At 72.5% G+C, this 23042-nt stretch carries 15 protein-coding genes; 5 read left to right on the plus strand and 10 right to left on the minus strand.

Annotation, left to right across the window (positions count from 1 at the left end; all coding sequences use genetic code 11):
• The first annotated feature begins 716 nt into the window (after positions 1–716).
• Both OHQ87_RS10340 and OHQ87_RS10345 read left to right on the plus strand, forming a co-directional pair.
• Positions 717–1220 carry a hypothetical protein gene (locus tag OHQ87_RS10340; RefSeq protein WP_328347268.1) on the plus strand — a complete coding sequence of 168 codons (504 nt, stop codon included), beginning with the start codon at positions 717–719 and terminating at the stop codon, positions 1218–1220.
• A gap of 388 nt (positions 1221–1608) precedes the next feature.
• Complete coding sequence (locus OHQ87_RS10345) at positions 1609–2955, plus strand: DivIVA domain-containing protein (protein ID WP_328347270.1); 1347 nt, start codon at positions 1609–1611, stop codon at positions 2953–2955.
• Between the two features lie 95 nt (positions 2956–3050).
• Here the strand turns inward: OHQ87_RS10345 and OHQ87_RS10350 are convergent, their stop codons facing one another.
• Entirely contained in the window at positions 3051–3821 is a 771-nt protein-coding gene (locus OHQ87_RS10350) for a nucleotidyltransferase domain-containing protein (RefSeq protein WP_328347272.1), read from the minus strand.
• A 132-nt stretch (positions 3822–3953) separates the two neighbouring features.
• On the opposite strand from OHQ87_RS10350, the gene OHQ87_RS10355 reads away from it, so the two are divergent.
• Together OHQ87_RS10355 and OHQ87_RS10360 are read left to right on the plus strand one after the other, a co-directional pair.
• On the plus strand, positions 3954–4925 hold the full coding sequence (locus OHQ87_RS10355) for a helix-turn-helix domain-containing protein (RefSeq protein WP_328347274.1): 972 nt from the start codon (positions 3954–3956) through the stop codon (positions 4923–4925).
• 233 nt (positions 4926–5158) lie between these two features.
• Positions 5159–6109, plus strand: a complete 951-nt coding sequence (locus OHQ87_RS10360; protein ID WP_328347276.1) for an alpha/beta fold hydrolase — start codon at positions 5159–5161, stop codon at positions 6107–6109.
• Here the strand turns inward: OHQ87_RS10360 and fxsT are convergent.
• From fxsT to OHQ87_RS10390, 6 genes are all read right to left on the minus strand, one after another.
• Entirely contained in the window at positions 6103–10014 is a 3912-nt protein-coding gene (gene fxsT / locus OHQ87_RS10365; RefSeq protein ID WP_328347278.1) for an FxSxx-COOH system tetratricopeptide repeat protein, read from the minus strand. The genes OHQ87_RS10360 and fxsT overlap by 7 nt on opposite strands.
• Positions 10011–11174 carry a TIR-like protein FxsC gene (locus OHQ87_RS10370; protein ID WP_328347280.1) on the minus strand — a complete coding sequence of 388 codons (1164 nt, stop codon included), beginning with the start codon at positions 11172–11174 and terminating at the stop codon, positions 10011–10013. Before OHQ87_RS10370 ends, fxsT begins: the two co-directional genes overlap by 4 nt.
• Positions 11161–11841: a TIR-like protein FxsC gene (locus OHQ87_RS10375; protein ID WP_328347282.1), complete on the minus strand. Its 681-nt coding sequence runs from the start codon at positions 11839–11841 to the stop codon at positions 11161–11163. Before OHQ87_RS10375 ends, OHQ87_RS10370 begins: the two co-directional genes overlap by 14 nt.
• A gap of 74 nt (positions 11842–11915) precedes the next feature.
• Positions 11916–12704, minus strand: a complete 789-nt coding sequence (locus tag OHQ87_RS10380; RefSeq protein ID WP_328347284.1) for an aminoglycoside N(3)-acetyltransferase — start codon at positions 12702–12704, stop codon at positions 11916–11918.
• The gene (locus tag OHQ87_RS10385; RefSeq protein WP_328347287.1) at positions 12701–15016 is read right to left on the minus strand and encodes an FxsB family cyclophane-forming radical SAM/SPASM peptide maturase; all 2316 of its coding nucleotides are present in this window, start codon (positions 15014–15016) and stop codon (positions 12701–12703) included. The genes OHQ87_RS10380 and OHQ87_RS10385 overlap by 4 nt, the downstream gene beginning before the upstream one ends.
• Before the next feature lie 240 nt (positions 15017–15256).
• Positions 15257–16159, minus strand: a complete 903-nt coding sequence (locus tag OHQ87_RS10390; RefSeq protein ID WP_328347289.1) for a DUF4231 domain-containing protein — start codon at positions 16157–16159, stop codon at positions 15257–15259.
• Between the two features lie 453 nt (positions 16160–16612).
• On the opposite strand from OHQ87_RS10390, the gene OHQ87_RS10395 reads away from it, so the two are divergent.
• Complete coding sequence (locus OHQ87_RS10395; RefSeq protein ID WP_328347290.1) at positions 16613–18676, plus strand: M4 family metallopeptidase; 2064 nt, start codon at positions 16613–16615, stop codon at positions 18674–18676.
• A 255-nt stretch (positions 18677–18931) separates the two neighbouring features.
• Here the strand turns inward: OHQ87_RS10395 and OHQ87_RS10400 are convergent, their stop codons facing one another.
• From OHQ87_RS10400 to htpG, 3 genes are all read right to left on the minus strand, one after another.
• Positions 18932–19504: a histidine phosphatase family protein gene (locus OHQ87_RS10400; RefSeq protein ID WP_328347291.1), complete on the minus strand. Its 573-nt coding sequence runs from the start codon at positions 19502–19504 to the stop codon at positions 18932–18934.
• A 12-nt stretch (positions 19505–19516) separates the two neighbouring features.
• On the minus strand, positions 19517–20944 hold the full coding sequence (nhaA, locus tag OHQ87_RS10405) for a Na+/H+ antiporter NhaA (RefSeq protein WP_442930738.1): 1428 nt from the start codon (positions 20942–20944) through the stop codon (positions 19517–19519).
• Positions 20945–21110: 166 nt separating this feature from the next.
• A complete protein-coding gene (gene htpG / locus OHQ87_RS10410) occupies positions 21111–23012 on the minus strand; it encodes a molecular chaperone HtpG (RefSeq protein ID WP_328347293.1) in 1902 nt (633 codons plus the stop codon).
• Positions 23013–23042 lie beyond the last annotated feature (30 nt).

Consider the following 23042-nt stretch of genomic DNA (forward strand, 5'->3'; position numbering starts at 1 on the left):
ACCACCCGAAAGCCCTGCACCGCAGAACCCCCGACCTGGGGCATCTCGTCCAACACACCCAGCGCTCCCGCGCCAGGCACTTTTACTACGTTACCCGGTGATATCCGCCGTGTCAAACCGCTCTGTAGCGATCCACACCACTTCCACCACATTTTCCACACACCACGAACATCCCGGCTCACACCGGAATCCCTCGTGATTTCCGTCAGGCCGGCCGCAGGCGGTGAACCGCCACTTCGTCCGTTTCCCTGCCGGGCCTTCACTCTACTCGGTCGGTTTCGCCTCCCCTCATCGACCCCTAGGGGCCGATCCGGAGGGCACCACCCGGGATCGAGTGCCGCGCTCGGCCTTGGGGCTTTCGCCCTGCTTCGTCCGTTCCGCGCTGGCAGAGAGAAAGTTACGCGGCCGTTCAGCCGGCCGTCAAATCCGGACCACGCGCCCACTGTCACACCGGCCACGACAGCCGGAGAAACGCGCCGGATCCGCCCGCGAGAGGCCACCGGAGACCGGGAACGAGCTGCGGAAAGACTACTGGGGGGACACCCGGATGGGCCGAACGGCCAGAACCCGCGATCGCGGTTGGAGATCACTTAAGTTATACGTAGCGTTACGGCCACACCGCAGTGCAGCGGCCCTCACCCCCTCTCAACTGCGTGCCAGGCGGCCCGAGCCACCGGCGCTCCCGTGTACGTGGTGTCGGACGCCTCGACCGGGCGGTGGCGATCCTCGACGACGACGTCCTGGTGGAGGCGGACTTCGTCACCGCCGCGCTGGCCCAACTCGCCGACGAGGTCGCCATCGTTGTCGGGCACAACGTCACCTGGTGGCCGGCAGAGCACCGGTGGAACCCGTGGCTGGCCAAGCGGGCCTACAGCTACTGGAACCACCAGGCCCTCGTACGCCGGATCCACGGCCACTTCAACGTGATGAACTGCATCTCCGGTTCGAACTCGGTCTACCGCACCGAACTGTTGGACGTGTTGCTGCCCCAGCGGCCGCCGTACATCGTCGACGACACCTACTGGGTGTTGGAGACGCACCGCCGCCGGCTCGGGAAGGTCGTATACGCCCCCGTGCCGTCGCACAGCTCCAGGACCCGACCACCGGCCGGGACTGGTACCGACAGAACCTCCGCTGGTTGTGGGGCACCTTCCAGGGCGTCATCGGGCACCGGGTGGGCCGGCACAACAGCCGGTTCGACCATGCGTACCTGCTGCTGATGCTGCACTGGCTGCTCTGGGTTGTCCAGGTACACGCCTTGGTCAAGGCGATCCGGCAACCCACAGTGGACCGCTGTGTCTGGTCTTCGCCGGGGCGGATCGCCCGCCCCGGCGCCGGTCCGGCCGTCCCGCTCGGCACCGAGGCCTGAGGAGGTGAACATGTCTGCGACTTCGGAACGGTCGACCCCGCAGGGACGGGGTCATCCAGCAGACTGACGGGTACGCCGATCCGGACCGGGCGGGACGACCGCCGGCGGGTCGGATCGGTGGGTGGACCCCACCCGGGGCCCGGTCACCCGGAACACCGGTCGCCGGTAGTGTTTCGCCCCATCGTGACCCGGGGGCGCCCACGCGGACCTGGGACCGCCGAGGAGTACGGAGGCTGGTTATGTCCACCGGGGAGGAGTCGTACGCGTCGCGCGACGACGGGACGTCACGGCCGAGGTTCGAGCTCGCGCTGCGTGGCTACGACAAACGGCAGGTGGACCGGTACGTCGAGCAGATGGACGGCGCGCTGTCGACGCTGACCGCCGACCGGGCCCAGGCTGCGGGGCAGATCCAGGGCCTGACCACGCACATCCAGCGGTTGCAGGCGGAGCTGACCGAACTGCGCCAACGTCCGGCACAGGTGGACCGGGCGTCCTTCCGTGACCTCGGCCCGATGGTGGACCAGATCCTCGCGCTGGCCGAGAAGCAGGCTGCGGTGATCACCGACTCGGCCACCCAGCGGGCGAACCAGCTCCAGGGCGAGGCGGAGAAGACGCTGCTCGACGCCCGGGACCGGACCGCCCAGGCACTGCGGGACCTCGACGAGGAGTTGTCCGCCCGCCGCGACGAGCAGGAGAAGGCGTACGAGGAGCGCCGGTCGGTGGTCGACGCCGAGCTGGCCGAGATCCGGGAGCGCGCCGAGAAGCTCCGGGCCGAGGGAGAGGCCACCCACGAGCGGGCCCAGCAGGAGGCGAAGCGGATCAGCGAGCAGACCGCGAAGCAGATCACCCAGACCCGGGCCGCCGCCGAGGCGTTGACCAAGGCCGCGCGTACCCAGATCCAGCAGGAGATCCAGGCGGCCCGGACGCAGAGCCAGCAGGAGCTGGCCCAGTGGCAGGCCACCGTGGAGCGGGAGGTCGGCGAGCGGCGGGCCGCGGCCGAGCAGGAGCTGGCCGAGCAGCGGGCCGCCGCGGAGCGGGAGCTGACCAACCAGCACAGCGCCGCCGAGCAGCAGATCGCCGCGCTGATCGCCGAGGCGCAGCAGTACGCCACGGAGGTGCGCCAGCGGGCCGACGAGCAGACCAGCGGCCACCAGGAGCAGCTGAGCACGGTGCAGCGGGAGATCGCCGAGCGGCAGAAGGCCCTCGCCGAGGTGCAGGGCGAGTTGGAGACCGCCCGCGCCCAGCTGGCCGAGATCCAGCAGGAGGGTGACGGTACCGAGCGGGAGTTGGTGCGTGCCCGGCAGCGGCTGGAGGAGGTCCGTCGCGACCTGACCGCCGAGACCCGGCGCCTGGACGAGGCCCGGCAGGCCGCCGAGAGTGTGGAGCGGCACGCCAAGGACGTCCGGGCCCGGGTGCAGCGGGAGGCGAAGCGGGTCGCCGACCTGGCCGCCGCCGCCGTGATGGCGGCGGCCGCCGGTGGCGGGGAGACCGCAGAGTATCCGACGTTGGCGGCCCGGCCGGCCGCCGAACCGCGGGTCGACGCGGCCACCGAACCGCCCGGCGGCAAGGTGCCGACCAACGCCTGACGCGCGTCGGACGGCCCTCGGGCAGTATCGCCGGGGGCCGTCGGGTCGCGGGTCCGACCGGCCATCCCACGGGCACCGGTGCGGGACCGTCGCTGTCAGTCGGCGGCGATCTCGTCCAGCACCCGCTGCTGGAAGGCGCGGGCCGCAGCGGCGGCCGGCGGCGGCCCGCCACTGCGGGCGTCGACACAGCGCGCCACCAGTTCCGGGTCCCGGCCGAGGGCGATCGTCCGGCGGCCGGCGGCGACCTTCGACAACCAGTCGCCGTCGCGGATCCGGACCAGCGCGCGACAGGCGCCCAGCACCGCGTCCACCGCTGCGGGGGCGGGGCCGTCCCCGGGCGGGACGGGCCGGTCCAGCCACCAGCGCAGCGCGGTCACCAGCAGGTTCCGTAGGTCGCCCGGGGACAGGTCGGCGAAGACCTCGCCGGCTGGCGGCCCGTACAGCTGTCGTCCCCGCTGGTGCAGGATGCTGCGGTCCAGGCCGTACCAGAAGTGGCCGTCGGCGGCGGGCCGCTCGGCCGGGGCGAAGGTGGCCCGGAACGGCATCCGTGGCCCGGTGTTGAGCTCCACCTCGAAACCCGGTTCGGGGGTGCCCGAGCCGGCCACCGTCCGCGAGTAGGTGACCAGTTCCAGTCCGCGCGCCGGGCAGGGCAGGGTCTCGTGCCGCAGCCGGGCCACCAGGTCCTCCCGGGTCCGCCGGGCCGGCGTGTCCCGGCAGACCAGGGCCACGTCCACGTCGCTGCGGCCCGGTTGGTAGGCGTCCAGCGCCACCGAGCCGGTGGCGTAGGCGCCGACCAGCTCCGGCCCGAGCACGTCCCGGGCGGTGGTGACCAGGTCGGCGAGGTAGCGGCGTACGGCGGCGTCCATGGCTGTCATCCTGCCGCTGCCGGCGGGGCGGGCTCGAGAGCGGGGCGACGCCCGGCGGGTCCGGTCGGCGGCCCCCCTGGCGCGGAAGCCGTCGGTGGGACAGACTTGAGGCCCGACACCGAGGACGGGGGCATGGGCAGCTCCACACAGGACGATGCGGCAGCGGAATTCGTGCGGGAACTGACCCACTGGCGACACCAGCGGGGAATGTCCAAGAAGGAGCTGGCCGAACGCACCGGCTTCGACCCGTCGTACGTCAGCCACATCGAGAACGGGCGGCACCAGCCCACCGAGGAGTTCGCTCGCCGGGTCGAGCTGGTGCTGGACAGCGGCAACCGGATCTGGCAGCAGTACGTCGTCTTCGCCGACAGCCGGGGGCCCGGCGGACGCCGTTCACCGCTCGGTCCGACCGCGGTCCCGCCACCCATCGGCTCGCACCTGGTGATCGAGGACGAACAGGCCGCCCTGTCCCTGGTCGACGGGGTGTACGAGTGCCGGTTCCGGCGGGTCTTGCACAGCGTGGGCACCGAGCCGATCACCCGGCACACCGTGCAGATCGACATCGACCGGTTCCCCGACGATCCGGCCCGGTCCGCCGCCTTCCACAGCCGCCATCCGCTCTCCATCGACGAGGTCGACTTCCGGGCCACCATCGGGGCCGAGCAGCCGGAACCGATGAGGTGGCGGGTCGGTCGCAGCCGGGACGCCTTCCTGAAGATCGTGCTGTTGCTGGACGGCGGGGGCACCCCGGTGCCGCTCTACCCCGGGCAGCGCACCGTCGTGGACTACTCCTACCGGGTGCCGGCGTGGAAGTTCGGCGACTGGCTGCAACGCGACATCCGGCTGCCCACCCGGAACCTGGTGATCCGGCTCGACTTTCCGGCCGACAGCGGGCCCACCGTCTGGGGCAGGGAGACCTCGTTCACCTCGGAGACCACCGTCGAGGTGCACCCGGACCGCCGGGAACAGCAGGGTCGGGTCGGGTACGAGTGGGTGGTGCCCCGGCCCCGGCTGCGCGCCCAGTACCGGGTGGACTGGCGCTATGCCGACCCGCGTGCCGCACTTGTCGACGCTCCGACGGACATCCGGCCGTTGGCCTGCTGAGCGCCCTCGCAGATCCGGGCCGGGTGCCCTCGTCGAGCCGGCCGGAAGTTCCAGCCGGACGGGCCCACAGGTGTCGTTTCCGACAGATCCGGCCGGTTGTCCGGGCGCGGCATAGCGGTGTGGCAGGCCCGACCGTTAGGCTCGTAAGGCTGAGCGGGGCCGATTAAGCAATCGCCCTCGATCAATGCGGGTTGCGAGTATTGGCTGGTAGTGGCATCGGAAGGCAGGCTGGAGTGACCCGAGAAGGTGAGCCTGGGCCGCGATACGCCCACCGCGCGGACAACAAGCGGGTGGCGTACGAGGAGACCGGTGCTCCCGACGGGTTCCCCGTCTTCCTGATGCACGGCACACCCGGTAGCCGCCGGGGCCCGAAGCCCCGGGGAATCGTGCTCTACCGGTTGGGCATCCGGTTGATCGCCTACGACCGCCCCGGCTACGGCGACTCCGACCGGTTCGAGGGTCGGGACGTGGCCGACGCCGCGCGGGACGTGGAGGCCATCGCCGACCAGCTCGAGCTGGACCGGTTCGCGGTCGCCGGACGCTCCGGAGGTGGGCCGCACGCGCTGGCCTGCGCCGCCGACGAACGCCTGCGCCCCCGGGTGAGCCGGGCGGCGGTGCTTGTGAGTTTCGCGCCGTCGGAGGCCATCGGCCTGGACTGGTTCGACGGTATGAACCGCGACAACCAGCGCGGTTTCGGCGACGGCCGACCGGACACCGAGATCGTGGTCGAGGAGATCCGGCAACGGGCCGCGCGGGCCGCCGAGGACCCCCGCTTCCTGCTGCGGGACCTGATGACGCAGATGGGCCCACCGGACCGCCGGGCCATCAACGACGCGGCGCTTCGGGGGATCATCTTCGACACCTACCAGGAGGCGCTGCGGGCCGGGCCGTACGGCTGGATCGACGATGTGCTGGCGCTGCGTCGTGACTGGAAGTTCGATCTCGACGCGATCGACACCACGACCACCCCGGTGCGGCTGTGGCACGGCGCGGACGACACCTTCGCCCCGGCCAGTCACGGCCGCTGGCTCGCCGCCCGGATCCCCGGCGCCGAGATCGAGGTGCAGCCCGACGCCGCCCACTTCGACGCCATGCAGCAGCTCCCACGCATCCTGCGCTGGCTCGCCGACGGGCAGACCCCGGCGGGCGCCGACGTGCTCATCGGCGCCCGGCCCGGTCAGTAGGGGTGCGGGTCGAGAACCCGACGCACGTACCGTCCCGCGCGCAGCACCACCACGCTCGGATGCTCCTGCCCGATCCGGTCGGCGAGCCGGTCGGCCAGCCGCACCCGGCCGATGCTGACCGCTCCCCCGCTCGCCGCCTGCCGGGCCGTCTCCACGTTGCCGAGGGTGCGCAGCGTGTCCGGGTGGTCGGCGCCCAGCACCGCCGTCAACCGGGCCGCCACCGCCTGCAACCGGGCGTACCCCTCCTCGGGCTGGCCGCCGAGGAGGACGAACACGGCGGCGTTGTTGTCCGCGCCCATGCTGAACGGGTGCTCGGCCCCCAGCACCTGCCGCAGCCCGTCCGCCGTGGCCTGGCTGAGCGCGTACGCCTCGTCCTGCTCGCCGACGTCCGCCAGCGCCACCGCCCGGTTGACCCCGCACACCAACGTGTACGGATGCTGCACCCCGAACACCTGGGTGAGCGTCTGCTGCACGTCGTCCAGTTCCGTGCGGGCCCGCGCCCCCTCGCCCTGGAGCATCAGGTTGGCCGTCCGGCTCAACCAGCAGAGCAGGGTGTCCGGGTTGGTCGGCCCGATGGTGGCCCGCAGCCGGGCGTAGGCGTCGTCGAGCAGCCGGCCCGCCTCGGCGATCCGACCGGTGCTGCGCAGCGACGCCGCCAGGTTGGCCTGGTTGGTCAGCAGTTCCCGGAACTGTTCGCCGAAGACCCGGCGGTATCCCTCGATCACGTCCTCCAACACCGCCACCGAACCCGGGTAGTCGCCGGTCTCCCGGAGGTCGCGCGCGTAGTTGCTGGCCGAGAGCAGGGTGCGCGGATGATCGGGGCCGAGGACGACCCGCAGCCGGCGGTAGGTGGACTCGTCGGTGTCGAGCGCCCGGACGAAGTCGCCGGACAGCCGGTAGGAGGTGGCCAGGTTGTTGGCCGCGTTGAGGGTGCGCCGGTGGTCCTCCCCGAAAACCTCCACGCACGCCCCGTGCGTGCGCAGGTCGCGCTCCAACGCCGGCCGGTAGCGGCCGAGGGCCCGCAGGTCCGCCGCGAACCCCCCGGCGGTCATCAGCGTGTACGGGTGGCTCACGCCGATCAGCGCCTCCTGCTCCCGCAGGGTGTCCTCGTCGAGCGCCAGAGCCTGGTCGAACAGGCCGAGGCTGCGCAGCAGGTTGGCCCGGTTGAAGCGCAGGTTGAGCAGCTGGACCCGGAGCGACCGGTGGGCGGAGGTGTCCGAGGAGAACCCCTCGAGCATCGTCGTCCAGGTCTTGTCCGCCTCCCGGGCGTACTGCGCGCCCTGCTCGAAGCCGCCGTTGAGGAAGATGTAGCGGACCCGGTCGATGACCAGCTGCCGTACCGTGTCGTCGTGGCAGGACACCGCCTCGGAGCCGTCCAGGTGCGGCCACAGGTGCCGGTAGCGGGGCTGGAAGGCGGGGTCGTCCACGTCACCGGAGGGTCGTGAGCCGGCCAGGATCCGGTGGACGTCGTGCTTGGCCTCCCGCAGCTCCTGCTCGGACATCCGGGACCGCAGCGCCGCCTGGAGCAGCCGGTGGATCTGCACCCGCTGGGCGTGCAGGTCCACCTTGATCAACGCGAGCCGGTTGATCCGCTGGACCAGCGCCGCCGCGATGTCCCGCTCCGAGACCCGGTCGGCGACCTGCCCGGCGACCAGCTGGTCGTGCGGGGCGATGACCTTCGCCACCTGGTCGCCGTAGAGCAGGTCGAGGGCGATGTCGGGGGCGAGGACCGAGCCGAGCTGGAGCAGGCGGTAGGCCCCGGGGGACTGCTCCCGCAGACCCTCCAGCGAGCGTCCCCACACGTCGCTCTCCGGGCCGGTGCGCGCCAGACCGGCCAGGTAGGTGGCGACCGAGTCGGGGCTCTCGGCCAGCCAGGCGCCGGCCAACGCCACCAGGATCGGCACGTCCTCCACCGCCTCGGCGACCTGCTGCGCCTCGGCGACGGTCATCCCCCGACGGCCGGTCCGACCGATCAGGTGGGTGACGCTCTCACCGCGGTGGAAGGCCTCCACGTCGACCGCCCGGGCCAGGTCGCCCCAGTCCGGGTTGCGGGTGGTCACCAACACGTGGCCCTCGCCCTGGGGGAGGTAGTCCCGGACGTGTTCGTACTGGTCGACGTTGTCGAAGACGATCAGCCAGCGCAGTGGCGGCTCGTCGGCACCCCGACCGCCGCCGTGACTGAGCCAGTCCCGCACCGCGCGGGTGTTGTCCGGCACGTTCTGCAGGTCCGGCAGGCCGAGCCGCCGGCCCAGGTCGGCGAAGCGGACGTCGACGAACTGCACCGGGTCCGCGTCCACCCACCAGACCACGTCGTACGCCCCGTGGAAACGGTAGGCGTACTCGGTGGCCAGCTGGGTCTTGCCGATGCCCGGCCCACCCCGCAACGCCACCGGGACCCGTTCCCGCGCCGCCGCCTTCAGCTCCTCGCGCAGCGCCAGCAGCAGCCGGTCCCGACCGGTGAACCGGACGTTGCGCGCCGGGGCGTAGAAGACCGTCGGCTCGACGCCCGGGTAGCGGGTGGCCGGCACCGGCCGGTCACGCCCGTCGGGGGACCTCCCGACCAGCTCCCACACCTGCTCGGCGGCGGCCGAGGCGCCCCGCTCGTGCACGGTGGCCCAACTACCGGGTGGGGTGTCCACCGACGGGGTGGTGTCGTCCAGGTGCAACGCGAGCGCTGGGGAACCGGCCTGCCGCCCGACTGCGCCGCCCATGGCCCGGCGGGCGGCGAGGTAGGAGCGGGATACCAGGTGCAGCTCGCGCGAGGCCGCGCCGGCCGGCACCGTCGCCGGGGCACCCAGCGGGGCCGCCAGCACCCTCAGGTCGACCGCGTGCAACGCGGACTGCACCCATTCCGCCCAGGCCTGGTCCTCCGGCACGGAGCGCAGCACGATCAGCTCGTCCACGATCAGCGGCCGGCGTTCGAACCGTTGGACGGTCTGCCGCCGCAGTCCGTCGTCCATCCGGGGCAGCCCGGCGACCGTGCCGCCGGTGACGTGCCGGGTCAGCGCCTCGTACGCCGACAGCAGCCCCCGGCTGCCCGGCACGTCCCCGAAGGTCGCCAGGGTCTCCTCGTACGCGTAGTACGCCCGGTAGGGCACCTCGACGGAGAGCCAGTAGTCCTGCCGTTCCAGCTCGGTCATGCCGCTGGGCAGCCCGACGAACCGTTGCATCGCCAACGCCCGGCCGGCGTCGGTCTTGGTCTTCTCCCCCTCGTCGACGCGCATCGGCACCGGCAGCACCCGACGGGCCCGCCGCCCCTCGTAGCCACGGACCCGGTCGGCGACCGTGGCAGCGCCGTCGATGCCCTGGTCGCTGAGGGTGAAGCAGTCGACGACGACGTCCGGCAGGTGGATGGTGCAGATCTCGGCGACGTCGCTGATGCCGGTGCGGCTGTCGATCAGGGTGTAGTCGTAGTGCCGCTTCATGTCCGCGCGCAGCGCGTCGAAGAACTGCGCCCCACCGAGCCGGTTGTAGAAGTTGTCCCAGTTGAGCCCGGTGACGCTCGTCGCGTAGTCGGGGTTGTGCCGGCCGGCGAGCAGCAGGTCCAGGGTCCCGCCGCCGGGAAACTCCCAGCTCACCGAGAAGGCGTACTTGTGGACCCGGGCGTACTGGCGGTGCCAGTCACCGGGGCGGGTGTCACCGCCGGCCTGCCGACGGCGGGCGTTCTCCCACTCGTACTCCAGGATCAGGTCCATCACGCCGCCGGTGGAGGCGACCTGCTCCGGGTCGAGGAACGGGGCGAAGAACCGGTGCAGCCCCGGGGATTCCAGGTCCCAGTCGGCGACGAGCACCCGGTGGCCGTTGGCGGCGAGGATCCAGGCGGTGTTCGCCAGCGCCATGGTGCGACCGGTGCCACCCTTGTACGAGTAGAAGGTGACGACCTGGCCGTCGCGGGGTGGAGTCATCGTTCTGCCTTCCCTCGCCGTACGTCGGACGATCCGGCCGGCCCCAGGCTCGGCTTCGGCTCGTGCGGGCCCTCCGGCGGATCGACCGGACCGTGCCGGAGGAACTGCTTGCGCGCCTCGGTCACCAGCAGCGGCGCGCAGCGCTCGAACTCGTCGATGGTGCGCACCGGCAGTACCCGGGGAAACCGGGCGTCCTGCAAGCTACCGGCGATCTCCTCGGGTGTCGGCTCGCCACGCGCATGGTCGGCGGCGATGACGAGCGGCACCACCCACGGCGGCAGTCCGTCGAGCGCGACGCGGGCGGCGTCCACCCCGACCCGGACGTCCACCAGCACCACCGCCGGGCTGCTGGGGGCCCGGTCCCGGGCCTCGGCCAACTCGACCACCCGGGTGGGCAGCCCCAGCCGCTCGGCGGTCGCGGCCACGTAGTCGGCGACCGCCAGCTGGTGCTGGTCGCCGTAGGGTCGCCAGCGCACCCGGTCGGCGGTGAGGGTGGTGACCACCAGCGCGGTACCCGGCCCGTCCGGGACCGGGTTGCTGGTCAGCGGCGTCGCCCGGGACCGGGCGAGCGGTTCGTGTTCGGCCACCGTGACGATCCGGTCGGCCAACGCCCCGAGGAGGCTGCGGTACTGCACACGGTAGGCGCTCAGTTTGCACAGTGCCCGCAGCCCGTTGTCGGCGTAGTCGGCGCGGTCGTCGGGGTCACGCACCAGCTCCAACGCCTGGACGGTCTCGGGACGGTCCTCCCAGGACGGCAACGGCATCCAGAGCACCGGCAGCACGTGCCGCTGCGCCCGCCCCGCCGACAGCCGGGTCAGCCGGCCACGGAAGGAGTCCCGTTCACCGAGCGCCCAGGCGTTGCGGAAGTAGTTCGGCGAGTAGAGGGGCACGAACACGTGCGCGAGGCTCAGCGCGTCGGTGAGCGTACGGCGCAGGTCCGCCCCGGGGTTGACCTGGCCGTCGAAGAATCCCACCTCGATCTCGGCGGCCCGCCGGGGATGATCCCGGACCGCTTCGGCGAGGTCCTGGAAGAACTGGCCGACCCAGTAGTCGGTGTCCGGCCGGGCGGCGTCCGACAGCGGGACGGAGTGCGCGTAGCTGAGGAAGAAGTAGGTCTCCTGGCCGGTGACCCCGGGCGAGGAGCTGTCAGACCAGGTCATGCCCGTCCTCCTCGAACCGGTCGCGCAGCTGCCGCAGGTCGGTCGGGACCACCGGCTCGACCCAGTGTGTGCGGTATGCCCGGGCGATCCGCTGGGCCAGCCGCCAGACCACCGCGTCGTAGGCGTCCTTGCCGTTGCGACCGAGGCTGAGCAGACCGTAGATGCCCTCCTCGTGGTATTGCGGAGCGATGTCCGAGGGTAACCGGGTGGGGGCGAACATCTGCCGCCGCGACACGACCTCGGGCATGCGTCGGCGCTCCACCACCGACCAGTTGACCGGGATCACCGGGGTCTCCCCCGCCGACGGCTCGGCGTCCGGGCGGGGGTGGGCCTGCCGCCGGGTGAAGGCGTCCCACTCCCGGGCACACCACTCGCTGCCCAGGTAGTGCGGTGAGACGAGCGGAATGAACACCTGGCTGTGGCCGGCGGCGAAGGCGAGGTCGTCGGTCCACAACTGCCCTCCGTCGAGCATCCGGTCCATGAAGCCGGCCGTCCGTCCCGGGCCCAGGCCGAGCAGTTCGACGACGTGGTCGGAGAGGTCGACGAAGAGCTGGAAGACCTTCTGGTTGGTGTCCCGTGGGGGCGCCGCCACCCGGTTGCGGGTGCGGGCGTAGCTGAGGAAGAACACGGGGGCGCTCTCGTCCTCCCAGAACCGTTCCTCCGCCACCTAACGCTCCCGCCCGGCGCAGCCACTCCCGGCCGACCACAGTATCGACAGGGGCCAACCTCGCGCTGTCCCGTTCACGCCGGTCGGTGCTCATCCATCCACCCGCGGGCGAGGTCGACGGCGGAGCGCAGCCGGACGCGGTGGCCTTCGGCGGAGCCGACCGGCCCGGACCGGACCGCCCCGCCGGCCACCACGGCCGCGCCGATCAGCGGGAAGTCGGCGTCGTCCAGGTGCGGGGCCAGGAAGTCCCGGTGCACGCGGCGGCCGTCCGGGTCGCGGACGTAGCAGCGGTACGACCGGTGGGGCGCGGGCCGGCGGCACCGGTACTCGGCGAGGTGGAACGCGGTGCACACCGACCAGTCGACGCCCAGCAGCAGCACCAGGGCGTCACCGGCGTACAGCGCGCCCAGCGGGGACCGGTCACCGAGGTGGCAGTCCAGGTCGTGCCGGGCGGTCAGCGCGGCGGCGGCCGGGCCGAGGGCGGCGAACGAGGTCTGCGGGTGGACGCTACGAAGGGCGCCGGCCCGCCGCCGGACGTGCTCGGCGAACACCCCCATCCCCTGTGCCGGGCTGTGCACCGGGTCGAACGGCGCGATGGCCGCCTCGACAAGGGCGGCCTGACCGGGGGTCAGCCCCGCGGTGGCGGCCCGGAACGCCGGCGAGGTGACGGAGTTGCCGGCCGTCTGTGTCGGCACGACCACGGTGCCGCCGTCGCCGAGGACGTCGCGCAGCGCGGCGAGCAGGGTGGCCGGTCCACCCGGGCCGGGCCGGACCCGGGACAGCGCGCAGTGCACCAGCACGGTCGCGCCCACCGGCACCCCGAGCGCCCGCAGGTCGGCGGCGAGGGCGGACCGGCAGGTCACCGCCAGTCGTCCAGGGTGGCGCGCAGCCGCCGGACGAAGCGTTCACCGTCGACTGTCAGACTGCCGAGGTCGAGCAGCGCGTCCACCGCCCCGTCGGTCCACTCCCGGTAGCGCCGGAAGTGTGTCGCCGCCTCGACGCCGGGCCGCTGCCGCCACACGTCGGCGACCGCCAGGTGGGCGTAGACGCCGTGCAGCGCGCCCTCCACCGGGCGGGGGTCGTCGCGCCAGGGCACCCGCAGCCGCCGGGCGTCGGCGGGATCGAACAGCTCGCAGACGTCGAGCACCGCGTCCAGCTTGAGGTGCTGGACCTCGTGGACGAGCAGCACCGCCAGCGCGGCGTCGTCGGCGACCGGGGTGACGGCCACCGCGCCGAACGCGGACCGGGCGGCGGCGCTGCGGGACCGACCGGACGGGTCGGGCCGCAGCGGCACCACGGCGCGCAGCAGGGCACGGACACCGGCGGCGTAGCCGGCGGCCTCGTCGTCGAGGCGGTCGACCGCCCGCTGCACCTGCCGGGTCCAGCGGTCGGCGACCACCGGGCTGAGCCGGGACGCCACCGGCAGGTCGAAACAGTCCCGGTACGGGTCGGTGTCCTCCAGCAGGACGGTGCCGCCGTCGGTGTGGGCCGCCCGGGTCGGCTGCCACCGGTCCGGGTTGGACCCGACGACCGGCCGGACCCGCACCCGTCGCCGGCCGGCCCGCAGCTCGACCGTGCCGCCGGAGACGACCACGGGCACGGTGTCGGTGCCGGTGTCGACCACTATCGCGCCGAGCGTCGGCAGGTGCACCGCGCCGGCCCGTACCGGCAGCAGGAGGTCGGCGTCGACGCCGGCCCGGACCGCGGCGGCGGCGGCCACGGCGGCGAGGTGGGGCAGCTCGCCGGTGGCTCCGGCCCGACAGCGCTGCGCCCACGACCGGACGAAGGGGTGACTCAGCACGGTCTGGACGGCGTCGGGCGCGCTGACGTCCAGGTCGACCAGGAGACGCCAGCCGGCCGCCGCGACCGGGTCGGTGCCGGCGGTGGGGCTGAGGGCGACCGTCAGGGCCCGGACGATGCCGTGGTGGACCGCGGCGAGCTGCCCCACCGACTCCGCGCTGCCCCGGCCGGAGCCGAGATCGTCCAGGACGGCGGGGTGCAGCGAGTCGGCCGACCGGTCCGCCGCCGGGTCGGCGGGCACCGCCGTGGCCCGGATCAACGCGGCCAGGTCGGCACAGTAGGCCGACGGGTTGTCGAAGCCGGTGCCCGTGCGGTAGCGGTGGGCGAAGAGCCCGCCGCCGCACCGGCGGACCAGTGGGCAGGACCGGCAGGTCGCGCAGAGGCCGGCCAGACCGGACTGGCGGACGGCGATGCCGGGGTGGGCCGCGGCCTCGTCGACCGGGTGGTGGAAGACGTCCAGGCCGGTGGCGGCGGCACCGTGGAAGGCGGACTTGAGCGAGTCGACCTGTTCGAAGGTGCCGTCGGTCTCGACCACGACCAGGTCGGCCGGGGCGAGCCCGACCGCCTCGGTGCCGGTGCTGCCGCCGACGGCGGTGGCGAGCAGGGACTCCAGCAACCGGATCGGCACCGGCCGGCCGTCGGCCAGCCAGCGTCGGTGGATCGTCAACAGCCAGTCCGCGTACGGCGTGGCGATCCCGTCGGGACGGGCGGGCGGGCGGTCCCAGTTGGCGTGCGGCAGCAGGAAGTCGATCCGGGGCGGCTCCTCGGCGAGCAGCGCCTGGTAGACCCGGATCGGGTCGTTGGCCAGGTCGACGGTGCACAACAGCCCCGCATAGACGCTGCGGTACGCGGGCCGGCGCAGCAGGGCCAATGCGCGCCGCACCTGGTCGTGGCTGCTCGCGCCGTTGGCGTACCGGCGGTGCCTGTCGTTCGCCGTCCGGTCGCCGTCCAGGGAGATGCCCACCTTGACGTCGTGGGCCACGAGGACGTCGGCGATCTCGGGGGTGAGCAGCACACCGTTGGACTGCATGCGCAGGTCGAGCCGGGCCACCGGGGCGATGCCCCGACGCAGGGCGGTGGCGGTGGCGGCGATCCGGTCCGCGCCGGCGAGCAGTGGTTCCCCACCGTGCAGGACCACCCGCACCGTGTCGAGCCGGTGGGTGGCGGCGTGCTCGGCGATCCGTCGCGCGGTGGCCTCGACCGTGTCGGGCGCCATCAACCGGGGCTGACGACGCCACGACTGGTCGGGGTGCTCGTAGACGTAGCAGTGGTCACAGGACAGGTCGCACCGGCTGGTCAGTTTGAGGACGTACTGGCTCAGCGGGGCGACGAGCGCGGCGACCGGGTCAGACGTGCGAGCCGAAGGATGCGACATCGACCCGGGTCGGGTGTGTTGCCCTGCGGTCGTCGACCCGGGCGACGGCGTCGGCCCGGTCGACCGGGATCTGGCCCAGTGGCGTGCGCCGGACGTCGCTCATCGGTGCCGGGAAGGGATCGGACAGGCGTTGGGTGCGGTCCACGTCGGGCCCCCATCTGTGTCGGAAGTGGACGGACGTCCGTCCATCCGACGGCCGACCACTGATATCGATGATGGTATCTGCCACGGGGCGTCATGTCACTGCTGCGCTGCGCCATCTTCCTCGACCATCTTGGCCATCCAGGCCGCGTTGGACTGGGCGATGATCCGTTCGGCCTCGGCGACGAACGCGTCGTCGTCGGTCCAGCCGAGCCCGGTCGCCCGGGTCAGCCGCAGCCGGGTCAACTGGTCGGCTGTCCGGGCGTACTCGAGGTGCTGCTGCTCGTAGCGTTGGGCCGCGCCGTAACCGACCAGGGCCGTGGTGACCACCGCGACCACCCCGACCCAGGCGGTCAGGCCCAGGCCGTCACCGAGCACCCCGGCGACGGCGGAGAGCAGGGCGGCCAGGACGGTCAGCGCGGTCGCCGCCCGACCGATCCGGGCGGCGGCCCGGCCGGCCTTGCGCGCCGCCGGCAGGTAGTAGCCGTCCACCTGCCGCTGCACCCGTTCGACGAGGTAGCTCGGCACGTCGGAGACGGCCGGCAGCGGACGGTCGGCCGGCACGATGTCGAGGGTGGGCCCGACCAGGTCGCCGCCGTAGGCCAGGAGCAGGTCGTAGCGGCGCAGCAGGACGGCGTCGGCATCGTCGTCGGCGTATGGGGTGACGCGGGCGAGGTAGCGGTGCAGCTCCGCTTTCGACGCCTCGGAGATCGCGCGGAGCCGGGTCCAGGTGGCCACCGCGTCCCGGGACGCCCAGCGGCCGACCACCGGTACCAGCAGCAGCGACGCGGCGGCGACGAGCGCCAGCGCCCGGCCGACGGTGGGCGCGGGCTCGGCCAGTCGGGCCGACGCGGTGCCGGCGACGGCGGCGGTGGCGGTGAACGCGGCGACCAGCCGTCGCCCCCGGGTGATCCGTCGCTTCGCCCGTTGGGCGGCCTGCGACCAGACGCCCTGTGCCCGCCAGACCTGGGCGGCGGCGAGGGATCCGTCGATGTCCGGCACAGCCGCATGGTAGGCGATCAGCGCTCATCCGACTCGTGCCCGCCAGGCCGAGCACGACGGACATGACGACGTTGTCGTACTGCTGGTCGACCGGGTGTATGCGCATCCGCCGCGCGTTCCGGCGAAAACAATCAACTGGGACGGCCGACCGGAAAAGATCCAGTGGGGATCACCTGTTCAGAGGGGGGTGTCCGACTACCGTTCATCGATGGGAAACAGTGGTTTCGGCATCTCTGACGGATGGTTGCCCGGGTCAACCCATTGATATGGGTGCCCGCTCGTGTGATCGTGCCTCCAGCAGTCGCCAACCCCCGGCGACTCGCGACGGAAGGTCACCCCCACCGGGCCCGCCGGCAGCCCGGAGACCGCCCGTCGCGGCCATGCCTCAGCGCTACATCGGCGCGCGACCCCACCGGGCCTCACCGCGCCGCCCGAGAACAGGAGCACACCCCCTTGAAGCTCTCCCCTCGCCTCGTCGCGCTCTCCGGCGCGGTCGCGGCCGGCCTGATCGCCGCGGGCACCACCGCGGCGGTACAGGCCGCGCCGTCGCATCCCACCCCGAACCCGGCCCAGGCCCGCGCCGCCGCCGTCGGCGCGGCCAACTCGCTGGTCGCCAGCCGCCCCGGCTACCTGCACGCCAGCGCCGGCGACGCGTTCGTGCAACGGCCGGTCATCTCCTCCGAGGGCACCCAGTACGTGCCGTACGAACGCACCTACAAGGGCCTGCCCGTGGTCGGCGGCGACTTCGTGCTGGCCACCACTGCCACCGGCGAGGTCACCTACGCCTCCGTCGCCCAGCAGCAGAGCATCGGCGAGCTGTCCACCACCCCGAAGCTCACCGCCACCGCGGCTGAGCGGACCGCCCGCGCCCAACTGCGGAAGGTCGCCGGCGTCGAGGGCACCACGCTTGTCGTGCACACCCTGGGCGCCCGGCCCGCGCTGGCCTGGGAGACCACCGTCACCGGCACCGGGGCCGACGGCCCCAGCCGGTTGACCGTCGACGTGGACGCCGTCACCGGCGTGGTGCTCGGCACCCAGGAGCACGTCGTCCGGGGCACCGGCACCGGGGCATGGAACGGCCCGGTCACCCTGAACACCACCCAGTCGGGCAGCACCTACTCGCTCAAGGACCCGACCGTCACCAACCAGAGCTGCCAGGACGCCGCGAACAACACCACGTTCTCCGGCCCGGACGACGTCTGGGGCAACGGCACCGGCACCAGCAAGGAGACCGGCTGCGTCGACGCGCTGTTCTCGGCGCAGACCGAGCACAAGATGCTGTCGCAGTGGCTGGGCCGCAACGGCGCGAACGGCAGCGGTGGCGCGTGGCCGATCCGGGTCGGCCTCAACGACCAGAACGCCTACTACGACGGTTCCCAGGTGCAGATCGGCAAGAACACCGCCGGGCAGTGGATCGGCTCGCTCGACGTGGTGGCCCACGAGATCGGCCACGGCATCGACGACACCACCCCGGGCGGCATCTCGCGGGGCAACACCCAGGAGTTCGTCGCCGACACCTTCGGCGCGGCCACCGAGTGGTTCGCCAACGAGCCGTCCACCTACGACGCACCGGACTTCCTGGTCGGCGAGAAGATCAACCTGGTCGGCAGCGGCCCGATCCGCAACATGTACAACCCGTCCGCGCTGGGCGACGCCAACTGCTACTCCAGCAGCATCCCCAGCCAGGAGGTGCACGCGGCGGCCGGCCCCGGCAACCACTGGTTCTACCTGCTGGCCATGGGCAGCAACCCGACCAACGGCCAGCCGACCAGCCCGACCTGCAACAGCAGCACCGTGACCGGTCTGGGCATCCAGAAGGCCATCAAGATCATGTACAACGCGATGCTGCTGAAGACGTCGACCTCGTCGTACCTGAAGTACCGCACCTGGACGCTGCAGGCTGCCAAGACCCTCTACCCGGGCAGCTGCACCGAGTTCAACACGGTCAAGGCCGCCTGGGACGCGGTGAGCGTGCCGGCACAGTCCGCCGACCCGACCTGCACCACCGGCACCCCGACGCCGACCCCGACCGCCACCTCGACCCCGACGCCGACCCCGACCTCGGGCGGCTGCTCGGGCCAGAAGCTGACCAACCCCGGCTTCGAGTCCGGCGCCACCGGCTGGACCGCGTCCTCGGGCGTGATCACCAGCTCGGCCAGCCAGGCCGCGCACGGTGGCTCGTACAAGGCGTGGCTGAACGGGTACGGCTCGACCCACACCGACACCGTCACCCAGTCGGTGAGCATCCCGGCCGGTTGCCGGGCCACGCTCTCCTTCTGGCTGCACATCGACACCGCCGAGTCGGGCAGCACGGCCTACGACAAGCTGACCGTCAAGGCCGGCAGCACCACCCTGGCGACGTACTCCAACGTCAACGCCGCGAGCGGGTACGTGCAGCGCAGCTTCGACGTCTCGGCGTCGGCCGGCAGCACCGTCACCATCTCGTTCAGCGGGGTGGAGGACAGCAGCCTGCAGACGTCCTTCGTGGTGGACGACACCGCGCTCACCCTGAGCTGACCCACCCCTGCCGGCAGCGGCCGGTCGTCGCCACCGCGACGGCCGGCCGTCGGCGTGTCCACTGTCGCTTCCCGGGTGGGCAGGCGCTCGTTTACCGGGTGGACCGGCGCTCCGCCCTGGCCCGGGACCGGGCAGGGTGAACGCCAGCGCCCACCCGTTGACAGCGCGACGTCAGCACGGACAGTGCGACGTCAGCACGGACAGCGCGACGTCAGCACGGGCAGCGCGAGGTCAGCACGGGCAGCTGCCCGACCGCTAAAGGTGCCCGGTGTCGTTGAAGCTGACCAGGGTGGGTGGCCGATCGGACTGCCACCGCACGACGGTGATCCCGCAGTTGGCCTGGTGGAGGCCCAGCCAACGCCACTGCGGGGCGTCGAGCACGTGCCGGACGAACCAGCCGATCACGAAGTTGTGCGTGATCAGCAGTTCGTCGCGGTCCTCCTCCCCGGTCACGCCCAGCCGGCCGACAGCGGCGCGCAGGGCCGCCGCGTCCTCGTCGCGCTCGTCGGCGGGCACCCCGTCCAGCCAGGCATGCCATCGGTCCGGGTAGCTGTCACGTCGCGCGGTGGAAGGCACCGGCGTCCGGTCCGCCACCAGGTCGCAGGCGTGTCTCGGCACCTGAGGGAGGTGACTGGCGACGATGTCCGCGGTCTGTGCGGCGCGGGCCAGCGCGCTGTGGTGGATGGTCGAGAACGGCACCGTGCGCAGCCGGTGACCCAGCCGGTCCGCCTGCTCACGACCGCGCGGCGAGAGTCCGCCGTCCGGGCCGTGATCCGAGGTCGGATCCTGTTCGCCGTGACGGACCAGGTAGAGCTGTGTCCGAGCCATTGACGTGAGACCCTACCGCGTACCGGGCAGACTGTCTCCGGCATCGGCGGGCCGCGCCGGATCCGGCGCGGAGACGGCGGGCCCGGCGTCGGCGGGCCCGGCGTCGGCGGGCCCGGCGTCGGTGGGCCGCTGCGGTTCCGGCTGGAAGACGTCCGGCACGCCGTCGCGGTCCAGGTCGACGCGTTCCGCCTCGTGCACCCGCCGGTAGACCCGGCTCCGGGCGCGCAGGATGACGCTGGCCAGCAGCGCCGACAGCAGCGACCCGGCGAGCACCGCGACCTTGGCGTGGTCGTCGCGGGCACTGCCCAGGCCGAAGGCGAGTTCCCCGATCAGCAGCGAGACGGTGAAGCCGATCCCGCCGAGCAGCGCGAGACCGAGCACGTCGAGCCAGTTGAGGCCCTCGTCGAGGTCGGCCCGGGTGAACCGGGACACCAACCAGGTCGCGGCCAGGATGCCGATCGGCTTGCCGACGACCAGGCCGACGGCGATGCCCACCGCGACCCGGTCGGTCAGCGCGGTGGCCAGTCCGGCGAGGCCGCCGATGGTGACGCCGGCGGACAGGAACGCGAAGACCGGCACGGCGATGCCGGCGGAGATCGGCCGGACCCGGTGCTCGAAGTGCTCGGCCAGGCCGGGGCCGGCGTCCGGGCCGCCGGCCGCCGCGCTGCGGACCACCGGCACGGTGAAGGCGAGCAGCACCCCGGCGACGGTGGCGTGCACCCCCGACTCGTGCACCAGCACCCAGGTGAGGGCGGCGAGCGGCAGCAACAGCCACCACGACCGGATCCGGCGCTGCACGAGGATCGCGAAGGCGGCGAGCGGCAGCAACGCGCCCAGCAGCGGGGCGACGGCCAGGTCCGAGGTGTAGAAGACCGCGATGATCATGATGGCGAGCAGGTCGTCGACCACCGCAAGGGTGAGCAGGAAGGTCCGCAACGCCGACGGCAGGAACCGGCCCACCACGGCGAGCACCGCCAGGGCGAAGGCGATGTCGGTGGCGGTCGGAATCGCCCAGCCCCGGCCCGCGCCGTCGCCCGCCCCGGCGGCGATCAGGTAGTACAGGACGGCCGGCACGACCACCCCGCCGACGGCCGCCGCCACCGGCACCGCGGCACGACGGGGGTCACGCAGGTCACCGGCGACGAACTCGCGTTTGAGCTCCAGCCCGGCGACGAAGAAGAACACGGCCAGCAGGCCGTCGGCGGCCCAGGTCGCCACGCTCAGGTCCAGGTGCCACCACGCCGGGCCGACTGTGGTGTCCCGCAGCGCCTGGTACGCCCCCGACCAGGGGGAATTGGACCAGATCAACGCGATGAGCGCGCCGCCGAGCAGGAGTGCCCCACCCACGGTCTCCCGGCGGAGGATGGCGGAGATCCGGCTGGTCTCGCCCCAGGACCGGCGGGCGAACAGGCTGGGGCGTCGCCGGGTGGCGTTGGTCACGGAAACTCCTCGTCGACAGGGATGGCGTCGTCCATCGCCGACCAGACTTCCCGGCACACCTCCGACCACCCTATCCGGCGCGGCGGCCGACCGCCCGACGAGTCACCCCATACCCGGCCGCCGTCGGTCCCGGCCGGGTGCGTGCCCAGCCGGGACCGTGGGCGGATCAGAGGGTACGGGCCAGCCGGTCGGCGAGCAGCCGGGCGAACCGGGCCGGGTCGGCCAGGTCGCCGCCCTCGGCGAGCAGCGCCGTGCCGTACAACAGCTCGGCGGTCTCGGTCAGCGCGGACGTGTCGTCACCCCGCTGGTGGGCGACGCGCAGGGCGGTGACCAGCGGGTGGGTCGGGTTGAGCTCCAGGATCCGCTTCACCGGGGGGATTTCCTGCCCCATCGCCCGGTACATCTTCTCCAGGGTCGGGGTGATGTCGTGCGCGTCGCCGACGATGCACGCGGGCGAGGTGGTCAGCCGGGAGGAGAGCCGGACCTCCTTCACCGTGTCGGTGAGCGCCCCGCCGAGGAAGGAGAGCAGCTCGGCGTACTCCTTGTTCTGCTGCTCGCGGGCGACCTCGGTGTCCTTGCGCTCCTCCTCGGTCTCCAGGTCGACCTGGCCCTTGGCGATGGAGCGCAGCGGCCTGCCGTCGAACTGGCCGACCCGCTCCACCCACACCTCGTCGACCGGGTCGGTGAGCAGCAGCACCTCGTAGCCCTTGGCCCGGAACGCCTCCAGGTGCGGGGAGTTCTCCAGCATGGTGCGGCTCTCACCGGTGGCGTAGTAGATCTCGCCCTGGCCCTCCTTCATCCGCGCCACGTACTCGCCCAGGCTGGTGGGCTCGGTGTCGTGGTGGGTGGAGGCCACCGAGACCAGCTCCAGGATGGTCTCGGTGTTGTCCTGGTCCTCGAGCAGACCCTCCTTGACCACCCGACCGAACTCGCCCCAGAAGGTGGCGAACTTCTCCGGGTTGCCGGTGCGCATCTCCTTGACCGTGGCGAGCACCTTGCGGACCAGCCGGCGGCGGACGATCTGGATCTGCCGGTCCTGCTGGAGGATCTCCCGGGAGATGTTCAGCGACAGGTCGTGGGCGTCCACCACGCCCTTGACGAAGCGCAGGTAGTTCGGCATCAACGCGGCGCAGTCGTCCATCACGAAGACCCGCTTGACGTAGAGCTGCACCCCGCGTCGACCGTCGGCCTGGTAGAGGTCGTACGGCGCGTGGGCGGGGAGGAACAGCAGCGCCTCGTACTCGAACGTGCCCTCCCCGCGCATGTGGATGGTCTCCAGCGGGTCGGTCCAGTCGTGGCTGACGTGCCGGTAGAAGTCCTGGTACTCCTCCTCGGCGACCTCGTCGCGCGGGCGGGCCCAGAGCGCCTTGCGGGAGTTGAGGGTCTCCACGGTGGGTTCGCCGCCGTCGACGCCCGGCACTGTGGTACGGATCGGCCAGGCGATGAAGTCCGAGTACCGCTTGACGATCTGCCGAATCGTGTTCCGGTCGGCGTAGTCGTGCAGGTTGTCCTCGTCGTCGGCGGGCTTGAGGTACACGGTGACCGAGGTGCCCTGCGGGGCGTCGTCGACCGTCTCCACCACGTACGTGCCCTCGCCGGTGGACTCCCAGCGGGTGCCCTCGGTCTGCCCGGCCCGCCGGGTGAGCAGGGTGACCCGGTCGGCGACCATGAACGTCGAGTAGAACCCGACGCCGAACTGGCCGATCAGCTCACCGCCGGCGTTCTCCTTGGACTCCTTGAGCTTGCGCAGCAGCTCGGCGGTGCCGGAACGGGCGATGGTGCCGATCAGCGAGACGACGTCCTCGCGGGACATGCCGACGCCGTTGTCCCGGACGGTGAGGGTCCGGGCCTCCGGGTCGGTCGCCAGCTCGATGTGCAGGTCAGAGGTGTCGACGTCGAGGTCGGAGTCGACAAGCGACTCCAGCCGGAGCTTGTCCAACGCGTCGGAGGCGTTGGAGATCAGCTCGCGCAGGAAGATGTCCTTGTGCGAGTAGATGGAATGCACCATCAGTTGCAGCAGCTGGCGTGTCTCCGCCTGGAACTCCAGCGTCTCGGTCCGACTGCTCACACCAACCTCCTCGTACGGGTGGGTCCGGTC

Source organism: Micromonospora sp. NBC_00421 (assembly GCF_036017915.1).
Lineage (GTDB): Bacteria > Actinomycetota > Actinomycetes > Mycobacteriales > Micromonosporaceae > Micromonospora.